Below are 13,499 nucleotides of genomic sequence, written 5' to 3'. Positions count from 1 at the left end.
TGCCCTACAGCAGCCCCCGAAGCGTATCGACAGTTGTGGTTAATCCATTTCGGCGGAGAATCTCAAGCACCTCAGCAGCCGTCTTAGCTGGCCTTCTCAGGTTGCCCACCTGACTTTTGAAGGCAAGCAGTACCTCATCTGGGTGAGTAGCCAAAAACGAGCTTATGAACTGATCAGGATGCTGAACTTCGATGTCAAATAGCCCCACGATGGCCAGAGGAAAATCCTTTAAGTTGGCTGTTACCAGCACATCAGCCTGGCCACGAATCGCTGCGGCAAGTACGTGCCGGTCGTCGGCGTCAGGTAAAGTAAGAGAAGTAATCAGCGACTCGAAATTGCGGATCATCGCATCGGGGAAAGCCCGGTTCATGGCATCCGTTGTCTTTTCGAGTTGGGCTGCCAGTAAGTCTGGTCGATTAAGCAAGAGGTTTCGCGTCCATTCCTCCTGAATCTTGTCCGTCCACTTGGGCCGGTACAGCCCCCTAACAGCAATATGAAAAAGCAGGTCCCGAAGCGGAGCAGGATAGAGAATACAGGCATCAAGCAAGGCAACCGGGCTAGTCGAGTATATCATTCGTAGCCCAGGTTGAGGTCCTGAGCCTGCTCAGCCAGAAACTGTAGTTGCTCGTGCCGGATTTGTTCTTGTCGCTCTTTATAAATCAATAAGTCCTCCGGCAAAACCCTCCGATGGCTACCAACTTTCTTGAACGGAATTGTACCCTTTTCCAGTAGTTTGACAAGGTGTGGGCGGGACACGCCAAGTAGATCAGCAGCTTGTTGCGTACTAATCTCTGAGTCGGACGGAATTAGTGACACGGCTTTGCCCTGCGCCATACTGGAGAGAATGACTGCCAGCAGATGCAGGGCTTTAGTGGGAATAACGACCGAAGCGAAACCCTGTGCAGCTATGCCCGGCTGTAGTTGAATGCTGACCTCTTCTGATCGCTTTCGGTTCAAGGCTTCGCCCACAAGGGCAAGAGAATCACGGGCTATCTGCTGGTCGTGCAGAGAAGGTCGTTCAGTAATTGCTTCCATATTGAGTAAGACAAGTAGACTTTGTATATGTTAAACGAAATAAACGAAACAAAGTTTCTTAGTTTCTCAGGTTAGCGGACTTTTACCTACCTTTCTTAAGTAATCTTCATCGCCGTGGTACCCGTAGCTCTCTTCGTCCGTGTGTCCACTAAGGAACAGGATTAGCTGGGACCGGCCCCCCGGCGGCAGGTGTCTGATCTGACGGCTTATGCCGAACGCCAGGGCTATGAAATTATCCGTATTATTCATGAAACGGGCAGTGCAACCAAGCGTAGCAATGTAGACCGACCCAAACTCGATAATTTGCTGGATCTATGCCGCAGTAAGACTATCCGCAAAGTGCTGGTGACCGAGTTCTCCCGGCTGGGACGACGCCGTGGTGAAACTGTCCTTACCCCGTTTGGTGAGCCAGAGGAGTCATAACAATTTGATAATCTATAGTTGAAGGCCATTCCATAACATCCCCTTACCTATATCGCTTTAGGATGAAGGCGCAACGGACGGTTCGTTGATTCGCCCATGAACCGACACGACTTATGGCAGGGCTACCCTACGCCGACCGCGACCTAAGCTGGCTTTCGTTCAACGAACGCGTCTTAGACGAAGCACACGACCCGCAGGTGCCGCTGGCCAGCCGGGTCAAGTTTCTGGCTATCTATTCAGCTAACCTGGACGAATTCTTCCGGGTGCGGGTGGGAATATTGCGCCGTTTAGCTGCCCTCAAGGCCAAGCAGCGCACCAAACACCTGCCGGTTGACCCCCAGATAGTACTGGCTGAAATTGCCGACGCTGTCGCCCGTCAGCAACAGCGCTTCGATACGCTCTTCACGAACGACATCTGCCCGGCCCTTCGGCGTAGTCAGGTGGTGCTGTACAGGAGCGAGCCGTTCTCAGATGCTCACCGGCAGGAAGCGGCCCAGTACTTCCGTAGCACTATTCTCTCCTATCTACAACCCGTTTTTGTCGGTACCAGCCGCCGGATGAATCGCCGCGACAAACTGCCGCTGCTGAACAGTCAGGCCCTGTACTTCGCCCTGACACTTCGCCCCAAAGCCCCGGCCTCCAGTGATGACAGTTTGATTGCTTACCTGAATATTCCCCGGGATAAGCTGGATCGGTTCGTCGAACTCTCGCCCATCGAGGGCGTCACTCATTTTGCTTTTCTGGACGATATTATCCGGTCCAACCTGTCGATCGTCTTCCCCGGCTACGAGGTAGAACAATGCCTGAGCTTCAAGCTTAACCGGGCCGAAGACACGACCATTCAGGATGAGTACCGTGGCAACTTAGTCAAAAAAATCAGGATGCAGCTTGCCGAGCGGAAGACGGCTCCACCGATCCGGTTTCTCTACGACCCAACTATGCCGCCTGATTTGGTGGAACAGTTGGTTCACGTATTTCGATTGAGCAACCACGATCTGATGGCGGGCGGGCGTTACCACAGCCTGAGCGATCTGATGAAACTACCCCTGACCAAACTGCCCGGCTTAGCCGTGCCGACGCTGGTCCCCCTGCCCGCCGTAGCGTTAGACCCTTACGAATCCCTCTTCGATGCCATCCGTCAGCAGGACCGGTTGCTACACTTTCCCTATCAGTCGTATAGCTACGTACTGCGGTTTTTTAATGAAGCGGCCATCGATCCGCTGGTCTACGATATTCAGGTGGCGTTGTACCGGATCGCGGCCGACTCACTGATTGCCAATGCGCTGATTAGTGCAGCCCGTAATGGCAAGCGGGTGACGGTGTTCGTGGAGGTTAAGGCCCGCTTTGACGAGGCCAACAACCTGCGTTGGGCCGAGGAGATGGAAGGGGCTGGGGTGCGAATTATTTACAGTCTGCCGGGCGTGAAAGTCCACGCTAAAATTGCGCTGGTGAGGCGGCTCAGTGCTGAGGATAAGCGCGGAAAAAGGGGTAAACCGTTGCATTTTGGGTACCTGAGTACGGGCAACTTCAATGAAGCAACGGCCAGTGTCTATACCGATTTTGGTTTATTTACCTGTCATTCGGGTATGGTCAAGGAGTTGGGGAAGGTGTTCGGATATTTAAAAAACCAAAAAGTAGTCCGTCATCTGAAGCACCTGCTGGTAGCTCCGTTTAACCTCCAACAACGATATGTGAGCTTGATTGACCGGGAGATTACCCTGGCTAAGCAGGGGAAGAAGGCCCGGTTATTACTAAAACTTAATGGGTTGGAAGATCCAGTGATGATCGACAAACTTTACGAAGCGAACCAAGCGGGCGTAGAAGTCAAATTACTGATCCGGGGCATCTGTTGTCTGGTGCCAGGTGTAGCAGGGATTAGTGAAGGCATCGAAGTAATCCGGTTAGTGGACCAGTTTTTGGAGCATAGCCGGATAGCTATTTTTCATAATGGGGGTAAGCCGGAGGTTTACCTGGCGTCGGCCGACTGGATGAACCGGAATCTGTATCACCGGGTAGAGGTGGGTTTCCCCATTTATGCCTTGGGGTTAAAGCATGAGTTGGCGACATTACTCGACTTCCAGCTTAACGACTCGGTTAAAGCCCGTCACGTTGATGAGCAGGGACATAATCAAGTTGTTGACCCGGTTTATCATTCTCCTATTCGTGCTCAGCAGGCTACCTACGACTGGCTCAAGGCGCACGGCTGATCACGGGCGGACTCTGGCCTGAAAGAGGCAATAGGTCACCACCAAAAAAATTTAGTGGTGACCTATTGCCCGTGTGTCTCCCTGAAACAACACGAGAAACTAAGGGGTTGTAGGCCTACAATACTGCTCGATTTCCTTCAAGCAAAAATAGCTCGATAACTCTTCGTCAAGTTTCTGGTGTAGGTTGCATCGCGTTTTCTGTACGCATCTAACTTGTTTATATCCGGACAGACTCCCCGCTTACTTAACTAGCCGTATTTGTCCAACAAAAGGGTAATGAATGTTAGCTAATGAACTGGTTATTTCGCTATCAATGAATGGGTTGTGTTACTGACAACAACCCTGGAAATCGTTCAGAAAATCGTCTGTGACTGTTGCACAACCCTTTTAGGAATGTCTTAACCCCCTGAATGGCTGAACAAACTTGTCAAAACAGTTTAGTCCTTTTACATTCAAGGGGTTAAGACAACAGCATTGACTTGCTAATAGCCAACATCTCACAAATCTTCTTGACCGATGTCATTTTAGCCTCGTAGAGCTGAACAGCCAACTCTTGCTTGTCGGCATTCAAGAGTTCGGGCCGTCCCCCCAACCTGCCCTGTGCTCAAGCAGCCGACAGACCTGTCATCGTCCGCTCTTGGATCAAATTACGCTTGAACTTAGCCAGCGCGCCAAACAGATGGAACATTTCGTACAAATGTGGGCGACTCCCCAACATACGGCCACTATAACCGTTTCTTGGTCTGGGTAGGGGATATTATTCCTTTCGATGCTTTCAACTTCAGGGTATTCTTATCGGCCAGCTCAATGCTACAGGGGAGCGTTTCTCCACGCTCTGAGCTGTAAATCTTTCCGTTCTCCCACATTTTGCCTGCATAAGCTAGACCCGACAGCAACATAAAGCCCAAAGCCGGGCGATTCCGCAAACTCTTGTCAGGTTTGTTTTTGTCGGTTTTAGAGTTGTCCGTGTCGTCGTTTGGTTCGACCAGGAAGATAATCTTGGCCGAGTAGGTATCGCCCGTTTTGATTGTCTCGAAACGGGCTTTATTGTCTTCACCGGACCATTTGCAAACAATGTCGCTAGCGGGCGAACAGCGTCAGCCCGCCCAAGAGAAAAAATTTTGTCAGTTGCGTAGTTGTATATGGTTGTTAAAAGAGAACTTATCGGGAAGCGTCCCGATTGACCCGCATGGGGTCATCCAGCGCAATAATTACGGGTTCTAAATCAGCGGGACCGGGGGCGGTGTAGCGAACGCCAGGATAGGGAGTGGGGCCGGGGCCACCAGGGTTATAGAGCGCGCCATAGTTACTGGCTAACCCAGGAAGTTCTAAGAAGGTAATGTTTCGGGCCGCCGCTTCGTCGCCCGTCAAAATGACGTCGATATAATTGTCGCGGTCTTCGATGTAGCAATCGTCGTAGTAAACACCATCTTTAAGATTTTCTTTTTTACCCAGATCCGACAGACCCAGCACTTTTAGTTTACCACCCAGCACCGTGTACTCAACCCCGGCTTTTGTGAGCATAACGGTCGTGCCACCAGGACCTCTGACGTGGATTCTGAAAAACTTTTCGTATTGGTTGGGTTTTATGCCGGTGATTCCATCGGGCGAGAAGCCCCCGCTGGTCAGCATTCGCAATCGGAAATTACCCCCACCGTAGAGGGTAAATTCATCATTTGGCATAAAATCCGTGTTATTCCATATTCCCCCGCCCACTCCTTCGCCGATCGGTTTCTTACCAACAAAGTTGAGTTTTGCGCCAACCAGTTTGGGGCCTTCATCGTACGGGTTTTGATTAGTTGTCCAGGTTAACCCGACGGCACTCACAACCGCGTTGTTCTTACCTTTGAGCAGTAATGGTTTGTCATCGGCAATAATTGTCAGCCGGACGGGAAATCGCGCCCCTGCCTCGTTACTCCTGAACCGATTTCCGAAATCGCCAAAAAGAACGACACAATTACGTTCACCATATTCGTAGTTAGGTAACATGCCAGCAGCGGTAGGGGTCACAATTTCGCCCGTATTGAGGGTTAGCTGAAAATCGGTGATGTCAACCGTTTCGGTCAAAACCGGCCAGCTAAACACAATCGGAAGCGCGTCAGCAGCTACTTTATTCGCTTTATCGAAGAACGTGGTGCCTTTGTAGGCCATGTTAACTCCTTTATCTCGAACCGCTGTCCGCTCACTAGCCTCGGGTGCCTTGCCGTTTTGGCAGGTTAAGGTGCTGTACCAGGAGCCACCAACCAGCTGAACGTTTTCCTCCGTCAGTTCATCAACACCAATAATATCGGTGAAGCCTAACCCCGCCGACAGAATTTGGGGTTGGTCTGACCAATAGTCGGCGCCGGCCAAATTCCCGTTATAGAGCGGGTACTCTATGAGTTGTTCGCAGGAGATCAGCAGCAACAGGCCTATCAAAAGTGCTAAAGGACGTTGGATGTTCATGAGACTTACCGGCTGAAAAGTTGATATCCTATGTTGAAGCCAAACGAGCCATCCACAAACGATGACGTTGGGTAGACGCTTCCCGTTTGTTCAAAAACCCGATCCTGCTTGTAGAAATTGGGGCGAATCCGAGGGCCGGCCCAGGCCATGAGCGAAAGTCGGCTCAGGCCACTTTTTTTGAATGGAAACCAGTGATAGCCAATGACCGGAGCGAAGGCCAGATAAGTGTCCGTCAATTGTTCAGATGAGCCGTCTTCGCGTAGTTCGCGCCAGTGATATTCCAGATGAACGCCGTAAAAGAGGAATTTTAGCTTTTTCTTATTCCAGTATCTCGCCAACCCTACCCGGACAAATTGGTCGTTTTCTTTCAGGCCCGATTCGTCATAATACGATTTGTCGCGGTTCGGGTAGTTGACAAAGGCCAGCGCAAATTGATTCTGTCCGTGGCGCACCACCCCCCAAACACTGTAGCCACCTTTAGTCGTGTACGCCAGCAGGTCAGTCTGCAGAGAAACAGAAGTTTTGGGAAGATTTGCCTGGGAATAGGTTGGCAGACTGGTGGTCAGTAGTAGCCAAACCAGTATGAGCGTCTTGTTCGTCATGGTGTTAGTTGACTCGCTGGTAGGTATTCTGAAAATCGTCCTGGGTTACGTAAGCCTTTCCGCCTTCGACGGTGCGCAGAACAAGATCAGCCGCCAGTACCCGCATTTGATAGCGCCAGCCTTTGGGTAGTTTCAGCCGGGTTTGCAGCGTCATGAGGTCTTTTTCCGTCAGCTTTGGGTCTATTATCTGGGCGTACGACTGCATGATGTAGCTATGCTGCGGGCTAATGAGTTCATACACCCGGCTGCCCTTGTTGAACACATACTGCGTGGCCCGGTTGACAGTTGTCTCGGCGTAGGGTTTGGCTTTGCCTTCCCGCGCCGTTTTCAGCGATACCGGCACTTCGGCCCGCTTTTTCATTTGTAATCCGTCGAAACTGACGGTCTTGGTCTCGCGGGTCGTCTGCCCGATTTTATCCATCATAAACACGCGCGGGCCGTTCATCACAACAGAGCGGGCCGAGAAATCTTTTTTGAGTTTATCGGGATCGAGGGCGTTCCATTGGGAAGCCGGGCAACTGTTCAGCCCTAGGGTGTTATAAACCGAGGCCGTGAGTTTGGTGAGCGGGCCGGTCACGACCAGAATCTCGCAGTACCGAGCCCCCCGAACGCGGTCAACTCCGTAAATGGCGGGTTGGGTAGTCGGTGACTGGGCCAGCGTTAACGCGTTGGTTAAGAGTAAAACTAAGGCAGTCAGCCCAATTGGCGGAGCAGGCATAACAGTGGCGTTCGATTTTGGTCAGGCAAATAAAGAACGACCACCTGCTGGCGGGGCTATAAATCAATCCGAACTGAACAAAATGAGCGGTGAACTGAGCAAAATGAGCGGTGAGCCGAACGGGCTTACTGCTTTTCGACCCAGTTCAGAAAGGAGGTTACTTTCAGGCGGCTGACGATGGGGCGCGCACTGAGCTTACAGCTAAGGGTCAGCGTTACTTTCCGGTTGAAATGCGGCTCGATGAACACGATGGCCCGGCGGTGGACGATCATCTGGCGGTTGATCCGAAAAAACTGCGCCGGGTTTAAAACCGCTTCGATTTCGTCCATCGTTTTAAACAGCGGATACTTCTCATTCTTGAGGGTGTGGAGACAGGACACCTCATGCTCGAACTCCACGGCGGCAATGTCGGCTACGGCAATCGGCAGCATTTTTTCGCGGATACGCACCAGAAACGACGTGTTGTAGGCATTTCTGATCGTATCCTGCAGGTTCATCAGGAACTGCTCAACTGCCAACACGTTGGGAGCCAGTGCTTTTCGAATAGTGTCCAATTTGGCAAAGGCGGTCTGAACGTGCTGCTTCTCAACGGGTTTCAGGAGGTAGTCGATGCCGTTGGCTTTAAACGCATCAAGCACGTAGTTGTCGTAGGCGGTGCAAAAAATGACGGGAGCCGTAATGGTCACCTGATTGAAGATGTCGAAGCTGTTGCCGTCGGCCAGTTCGATGTCCATAAAAATCAGGTCGGGCGACTGGGCCCGCGTCAGAAACTGCACGGTTTCCTCGATACTGCTGCAAATACCCAGCACCCGCGCACCATCGCGCACCGACTCGATGAGTTCCTGGAGCATCCGGGCCGACTTGGGTTCATCTTCAACGATCAGAATAGTCATGGTTCGAGCAGGGCTACGGATATGGCAAACGTGGTGTCTGTTTCGCGGATGGTGACAGCATCGGGAACGCCCAGCAATTTGTAGCGTTTACAGAGATTATCCAACCCGATACCTGTTGAGTCGATGCCGGACCGCTTCAGTTGCTTGTTGTTCTCGACGGTGATCGACGCCGGACCATCCAGATAAATACGTACGGAGAGCGGTTTGGCTGCGGAAAGAATATTGTGCTTGATGCAATTCTCGACCAACAGTTGGAGACAAAATATCGGCAGGCGATCGGGTGTGGTCTGACTCTGTACGTCAATGGTTAGCCGTAGCCGATCTTCGTACCGGAAGCGCAGCATGAACAGGTAGCTTTCCAGAAACTCCAGTTCTTCGGGCAGCGTGGTCGTTGTTTCGTGGCGTTTGCTCAGAAACTGCCGGTACACCGCCGATAAACTAAGCACGAACTGCTCGGCGTTTTCGTCTTTCTCGTGGATCATGGCCCGGAGCGTTCCCAGCGAATTGAAGAGAAAATGTGGGTTGATCTGCTGTTTCAGGCCTTCGAGTTCGGCCACTAAGTTTTCACTGCGCAGTTGTTCATTCTGTCGGTTCAATACTTCCTGTTGTATGGTGCTTAGAAATGAGTACTGAATCATGATAATAAGCAGACTTGCAATACTAAGCCGGATAAAAAGCTGTGAATTAGCCATCGTATCATCATTGAACGCAGCAGGTAGCCAACTGGAAGTTTTTAACACTATAAACAACCCAATCAGCCCCATATCGCAGCCGATAATGATGCCAGTTCGCATGGAAGTCGTCAGTTGAGTTTGGGGGCGTAAGGCGGCACTCAACCGTAGATTGAGAAACCAGACTAATAGTAAAAACACTGAAGATATGCCCCACACCTGGGCCAGTTTACCCACTAACGTCGTGAAGGTGGCGTTGTCGCGGTTGAGAATACTCAGCGCGGGCAGTAGCAGGGCGCATACGATACCCAGCCAATTTACCCGATTTTGCATGAGATGCCGACTACCCTTAGTATTTGTCAAATTTAGTTGTTTCATCTGTGAGGGTCTGCGACAATATCTGCTCAAACAAATCAAGTGATTTTCCAAGGACATTGAGGGCAGGCACTATGTACCTGAAAAATTGCTTAAAATACCCTCGTATGGATATCAGTGAATGCTTTGTGGAATTTTACTAACGGGAAAAACCTATTTATTTCGGCACACTCGCCAGCCTTATCCCAATCGATCGTTTTCGTTCAATAAAAGGGGCTATTACTGTTTTGCGAACTGGAGAAAATTTTAATAATGAGAGTCTTGCGTCAAGATTAGCCGTCAGTCAAATCGTTCATTCAAACCTCAGATTGCTTTGGGAAGCAACTTGTAAATTTTAATACCTGTCAATTATATCCAGTCGCATACGCCTTCCCTCATCATCTTCAGAAAGACAGCTCTTATGGCTCAGTGACAGTCCCTTTACTGCGGAGCGATGCGCAGAATTACACCGTCCTCCCGGTCGTCGGTGATGGCGTAGAGTGCACCGTCTGGACCCTGGATGACCTGACGCATCCGGCGTTGCTGATCGGTCAATAACCGTTCCTCGCCCACAACCCGGTTATCTTTTGTAATTAGCCGGGCGATGTGCATACCCCGCAGTGCCGGAACAAACAGATTATTCGTCCACTCCGGAATAAGCTTCCCCGTGTAGAATAGCATGCCACTGGGCGCAATGGTCGGGTCCCAGTAGTAGATAGGCTGTTCGGTACCATCCATCGTTGTTTTGCCGCCATTGACCGGTGCGTTGCTGTATTCCAGCCCATAGGAGGCCAGCGGCCAGCCGTAGTTGGCACCCGGACGGATCAGATTGATTTCATCACCCGCCTGAGGACCGATGTCGCTCTGCCACAGATCGCCGGTCTGGGGGTTGAAGGCCAGGCCCTGGGGATTGCGGTGCCCCAGCGACCAGATCTCCGGGCGGGCATTGGGGGTCTTGGCGAAGGGATTGCCGGGAGCGGCCTTGCCCTCGCGGGTGATGCGGACGATCTTGCCAAGCGACGAATTTAAGGCCTGTGCCTGTATCCGGATGCTATCATCGAACCGGTCGCCAAAACTGGCGAACAGGTAGCCCTGCGGATCAAACAGCAGTCGGGAGCCGTTGTGATTCGGCCCCTTATAGGCCGGGGTGGCCTGGTAGATCACCCGAACCTCGTCCAGTCGGGTTTCATCGGCCGACAACTTACCCCGGGCTACCGAAGTTAGACTACCTCCCGCCACAGGTTCAACGAAGGTCCAGAATACCAGGCGACTCTGGGCAAAGTTGGGGTCGAGTTTGAGGTCATACAGGCCCCCGTCGCCCTCGAAGCGAACGGCCGGCACCCCCAACAGGGGATTGCCGACGGTGCCCTGCTTCGTAACAATACGCATAGTACCCGGTTTCTCGGTGACCAGCATACGCCCATCGGGCAGGAAAGCCAATCCCCAGGGCGCCCGCAACCGGCGGGCAATGATGCGAACCTGAATGGGCGTGCGGGTCTTAACCCCCGGTGCACGGGTTTGTTCGGCAAACGCCGGCCGCTGACCAACCGCGACCGGTGGCTGAGTCTCAACCGGTGGTAAGTGGGTGGCAGTATCGGACGCGGTACCATTCAGCGCCGAAGTCTGGGCCAGGCTTTGGCTGGCCCATAACAGGATGCACAGCAGCGCCGGGTAAAACAGGACGTTCATCATTGTATCGGAAAGCAATGGAGTCAACCAACAAGGATTGAAAAAGGACAACTCGCTGTGGGAGGGTATGGTTTATAACCCATGCTACTCAGAACGGGATGACGGCGGTGTTCCCCAATCGGGGGATGGTATGTACCAGAACAGCGCTTAATTGAGTGAGTAAGCTTTTACGGTGTTGTGGAAAAAAGTAGGGACAAAAAGCGTTTTGGTGGCTGGATTGTAGCCAATGTCGGCCGAGTTGATTTTCTCTTTCGAGGTATCCATTTTCAGTTCAGTTGTCCCATCGGCGCGCACGTGCCATATTTTCCCGCCCCACTCGGTTACCAGATATTGCTTGTTTCCCAGGGCCACAATCCCGTCGATACCCCCCATGCCGCTGGCGACCGTTGTCAGCTTCCTGGTTGCAGGGTCCATACGAAGTAGCGAGCCGTCACCGTTGCCGATCAATAGCTGGTCATTGTCAAACAGCAGCCCGTTGGTGCCTTTCAGTGGTGCATCGCCCAGCACCAGACTGGCTTTTCCGTTGGTTAGCGCCCAGATCTTATTGTCGTCCGAATCGGAAACGTACACGATACCTTTTTTGATGTCGATGGCAATATCATTGAGGAACTTCGCCCCGTCGACCGGATAGCGATGGAGAATTTTACCCGTAGCCAGGTCAATCTCGGCCACCTGCGCCATCTCGGTAACGTACAGTTTGTTGCCCAGGATACCCATGCCTTTGGTCGAATTGAGGTTATCGGTAAATTTTAACTGGATCACTTGACCATCCAGTCCCAGTTTGGTGATGTAACTGCCTTTGTTTGCCGTCGTGGGGTTTCCGTTGATACAGGCGACGTAGAGGAGTTTTTGACCCGGATCGAACAAGACGGATTCGGGGGTGCGCAGCGTCGTATCGGTTTCCCAAAGGGGCTTTAGCATGACGGATTGCGCCTGCATGGCCGTAATGGCACCAACGAACAGGCCGAGGAGAGTAATGAAAACTGTTTTTTTCATGAGCTGAAACGGGTTTAGGATGCGTTGGGGAATGAGGGACCCTGTTGTGCGTCGTGCTGCATAGCCCGCGCCCCTTAGGGAGTGGCAAATTCGTTTATTTTCATCGTAGTCGTATGCTACTGATAGTTGTTGACAGTTTTTTAATACAATCAACGTCTTAATATTTGCATTTTAATGTACTTTAGTTCACGTAAACGTCCGTCTGGTGAGACACAAATTTTTGAGTCGTGACGATTTATTTACCTTTTTTTAAAACTACCCTCATTGCGTTTGTGTGTCGAAGAAATCAGGGTATCAATCGCACCTTCGGGTATTGAAAGGCGTATTGCAACCCGGAACGACTCGGCAGGGCAACGATCGTATCAATCGCACCTTCGGGTATTGAAAGTTGGGATTGATGTTGGCCTAAAACACTTTACTACGATGTATCAATCGCACCTTCGGGTATTGAAAGGGGTTGGCAAAATGAACGTTTGTCACAACTTAGAGAAATAATCTAACCTTTGACTTGAAAACTGACTTGTCCTTGGTATTCAATGGTGCCTGCACAATCGGGTGATTTTAGGACGGGTCAGTGTTATTTCTTTTCCAGATCGAGGACCGATTTGCACTGAATAGTTATCTGCAATTTTATGCCCGCTTTTGTTGTCCCCTCAATAGTTGAAGTGGTACTGTTCCCCGAACCAGCCAAGCTGGCCATACCTTTTCCTCCGGCATCTTCACCCCCCAGTGAAGCGGGTAGTTTCCCGAACTCGTACTTTGTTCCACCGATTATCTTGCCAAACCGGACAGATGCATAACAGTCGGAGGTGCCGCCTGAACCTGCTTTTTGGGCGTCACTGATAATGAGTTGTACACTTGTCAAACCGGTTGCCTCACGGGTCGAATACTGGTTACCAAATGAGTTTATACCCGTAGCATTTCGGGTGCAGGTCGTTTTATCGGAGGTTAGGTTATAGGTTCCGGCATTGGGCCCACCCGTGATGACGACTTTAATGACCGAACCATCCATGGGCCGGGCAGGAGGAGTAGCTTTGGCAACCGTGAGCATAGTCAGGCAGGCTGCCGCCAGGAATAGTTTGCGTAAGTTCATGACAAGATAATGTGTTGATAGTGGTTTGAATGGATTATAAGCCTTTCACCAACGCTGGTTGTGGAGAACCAGCTACCTTACTTATTGCCTGATGTTACGCATGGTTGATCTATCTGTAGCAACCTCTTTCTAAATTTACTCAAAAACACCACAAAAAGCGCTCATGGAGTTTATATCCCCTATTTTTGACCTCTACTCGGACTATTTGCTGGTCAATCAGAACCAGCCAACAGCCACCCGACTATCGGCACTGGTGGATGGGAAACTCTCCCATGATGCCATTACCCGCAGTTTGCACCAGCAAGACTACGACTCACGTCACTTGTGGCAAGTGGTCAAGCCCTTCGTTCACCAGGTTGCTCAAGCCGATGGG

At 51.3% G+C, this 13,499-nt stretch carries 14 protein-coding genes and 1 pseudogene; 3 read left to right on the top strand and 12 right to left on the bottom strand.

Going from position 1 to position 13,499, the window contains the following annotated elements; genetic code table 11:
- Positions 1 to 4: 4 nt before the first annotated feature.
- Both B157_RS0127715 and B157_RS39915 read right to left on the bottom strand, forming a co-directional pair.
- Positions 5 to 574: a PIN domain-containing protein gene (locus tag B157_RS0127715; RefSeq protein WP_020606572.1), complete on the bottom strand. Its 570-nt coding sequence runs from the start codon at positions 572 to 574 to the stop codon at positions 5 to 7.
- Positions 571 to 1,035, bottom strand: coding sequence for a helix-turn-helix domain-containing protein (locus B157_RS39915; RefSeq protein WP_020606571.1), 465 nt, complete (start codon positions 1,033 to 1,035; stop codon positions 571 to 573). Before B157_RS39915 ends, B157_RS0127715 begins: the two co-directional genes overlap by 4 nt.
- Before the next feature lie 189 nt (positions 1,036 to 1,224).
- Here B157_RS39915 and B157_RS36115 point away from each other — a divergent pair, with 189 nt between their 5' ends.
- On the top strand, positions 1,225 to 1,458 hold the full coding sequence (locus B157_RS36115; RefSeq protein ID WP_020606570.1) for a recombinase family protein: 234 nt from the start codon (positions 1,225 to 1,227) through the stop codon (positions 1,456 to 1,458).
- Between the two features lie 113 nt (positions 1,459 to 1,571).
- Positions 1,572 to 3,665, top strand: a complete 2,094-nt coding sequence (gene ppk1, locus B157_RS0127700) for a polyphosphate kinase 1 (protein ID WP_020606569.1) — start codon at positions 1,572 to 1,574, stop codon at positions 3,663 to 3,665.
- A gap of 460 nt (positions 3,666 to 4,125) precedes the next feature.
- On the opposite strand, the gene B157_RS40635 is transcribed toward ppk1, so the two are convergent.
- The 10 genes from B157_RS40635 to B157_RS0127655 all read right to left on the bottom strand — a co-directional run bounded on the left by B157_RS40635 (position 4,126) and on the right by B157_RS0127655 (position 13,126).
- Positions 4,126 to 4,257, bottom strand: a complete 132-nt coding sequence (locus B157_RS40635; protein WP_084761877.1) for a helix-turn-helix domain-containing protein — start codon at positions 4,255 to 4,257, stop codon at positions 4,126 to 4,128.
- A gap of 133 nt (positions 4,258 to 4,390) precedes the next feature.
- Complete coding sequence (locus B157_RS40630) at positions 4,391 to 4,741, bottom strand: DUF2147 domain-containing protein (protein WP_084761876.1); 351 nt, start codon at positions 4,739 to 4,741, stop codon at positions 4,391 to 4,393.
- An 85-nt stretch (positions 4,742 to 4,826) separates the two neighbouring features.
- Positions 4,827 to 6,110, bottom strand: coding sequence for a hypothetical protein (locus B157_RS0127690; RefSeq protein ID WP_020606567.1), 1,284 nt, complete (start codon positions 6,108 to 6,110; stop codon positions 4,827 to 4,829).
- Between the two features lie 5 nt (positions 6,111 to 6,115).
- Positions 6,116 to 6,712, bottom strand: coding sequence for a hypothetical protein (locus tag B157_RS0127685; RefSeq protein ID WP_020606566.1), 597 nt, complete (start codon positions 6,710 to 6,712; stop codon positions 6,116 to 6,118).
- Positions 6,713 to 6,716: 4 nt separating this feature from the next.
- Positions 6,717 to 7,430 carry a hypothetical protein gene (locus B157_RS0127680; protein ID WP_020606565.1) on the bottom strand — a complete coding sequence of 238 codons (714 nt, stop codon included), beginning with the start codon at positions 7,428 to 7,430 and terminating at the stop codon, positions 6,717 to 6,719.
- 125 nt (positions 7,431 to 7,555) lie between these two features.
- Positions 7,556 to 8,323 carry a LytR/AlgR family response regulator transcription factor gene (locus B157_RS0127675; RefSeq protein ID WP_020606564.1) on the bottom strand — a complete coding sequence of 256 codons (768 nt, stop codon included), beginning with the start codon at positions 8,321 to 8,323 and terminating at the stop codon, positions 7,556 to 7,558.
- A complete protein-coding gene (locus tag B157_RS0127670) occupies positions 8,320 to 9,327 on the bottom strand; it encodes a sensor histidine kinase (protein ID WP_020606563.1) in 1,008 nt (335 codons plus the stop codon). Before B157_RS0127670 ends, B157_RS0127675 begins: the two co-directional genes overlap by 4 nt.
- A gap of 462 nt (positions 9,328 to 9,789) precedes the next feature.
- Positions 9,790 to 11,040, bottom strand: coding sequence for a PQQ-dependent sugar dehydrogenase (locus tag B157_RS0127665; protein ID WP_020606562.1), 1,251 nt, complete (start codon positions 11,038 to 11,040; stop codon positions 9,790 to 9,792).
- A gap of 144 nt (positions 11,041 to 11,184) precedes the next feature.
- Positions 11,185 to 12,033 carry an SMP-30/gluconolactonase/LRE family protein gene (locus B157_RS0127660; protein ID WP_020606561.1) on the bottom strand — a complete coding sequence of 283 codons (849 nt, stop codon included), beginning with the start codon at positions 12,031 to 12,033 and terminating at the stop codon, positions 11,185 to 11,187.
- A 577-nt stretch (positions 12,034 to 12,610) separates the two neighbouring features.
- Positions 12,611 to 13,126, bottom strand: a complete 516-nt coding sequence (locus B157_RS0127655) for a hypothetical protein (RefSeq protein WP_020606560.1) — start codon at positions 13,124 to 13,126, stop codon at positions 12,611 to 12,613.
- Between the two features lie 163 nt (positions 13,127 to 13,289).
- On the opposite strand from B157_RS0127655, the pseudogene B157_RS0127650 reads away from it, so the two are divergent.
- Positions 13,290 to 13,499: pseudogene (locus tag B157_RS0127650) on the top strand (hypothetical protein); the annotation flags it as partial.

This window comes from Spirosoma spitsbergense DSM 19989, assembly GCF_000374085.1.
In the GTDB taxonomy this organism is placed as follows: Bacteria; Bacteroidota; Bacteroidia; order Cytophagales; family Spirosomataceae; genus Spirosoma; species Spirosoma spitsbergense.
The sequence above is the reverse complement of the archived record's forward strand: the minus strand, read 5'-3'. Positions and strand labels throughout refer to the sequence as shown.

Bases quoted from the DNA above. Each gene is read 5' to 3' on its own strand.
- B157_RS0127715 (WP_020606572.1), bottom strand. From the start codon at position 574: ATGATATACTCGACTAGCCCGGTTGCCTTGCTTGATGCCTGTATTCTC.
- B157_RS39915 (WP_020606571.1), bottom strand. From the start codon at position 1,035: ATGGAAGCAATTACTGAACGACCTTCTCTGCACGACCAGCAGATAGCC.
- ppk1 (WP_020606569.1), top strand. From the start codon at position 1,572: ATGGCAGGGCTACCCTACGCCGACCGCGACCTAAGCTGGCTTTCGTTC.
- B157_RS0127690 (WP_020606567.1), bottom strand. From the start codon at position 6,110: ATGAACATCCAACGTCCTTTAGCACTTTTGATAGGCCTGTTGCTGCTG.
- B157_RS0127685 (WP_020606566.1), bottom strand. From the start codon at position 6,712: ATGACGAACAAGACGCTCATACTGGTTTGGCTACTACTGACCACCAGT.
- B157_RS0127680 (WP_020606565.1), bottom strand. From the start codon at position 7,430: ATGCCTGCTCCGCCAATTGGGCTGACTGCCTTAGTTTTACTCTTAACC.
- B157_RS0127675 (WP_020606564.1), bottom strand. From the start codon at position 8,323: ATGACTATTCTGATCGTTGAAGATGAACCCAAGTCGGCCCGGATGCTC.
- B157_RS0127670 (WP_020606563.1), bottom strand. From the start codon at position 9,327: ATGCAAAATCGGGTAAATTGGCTGGGTATCGTATGCGCCCTGCTACTG.
- B157_RS0127665 (WP_020606562.1), bottom strand. From the start codon at position 11,040: ATGATGAACGTCCTGTTTTACCCGGCGCTGCTGTGCATCCTGTTATGG.
- B157_RS0127660 (WP_020606561.1), bottom strand. From the start codon at position 12,033: ATGAAAAAAACAGTTTTCATTACTCTCCTCGGCCTGTTCGTTGGTGCC.
- B157_RS0127655 (WP_020606560.1), bottom strand. From the start codon at position 13,126: ATGAACTTACGCAAACTATTCCTGGCGGCAGCCTGCCTGACTATGCTC.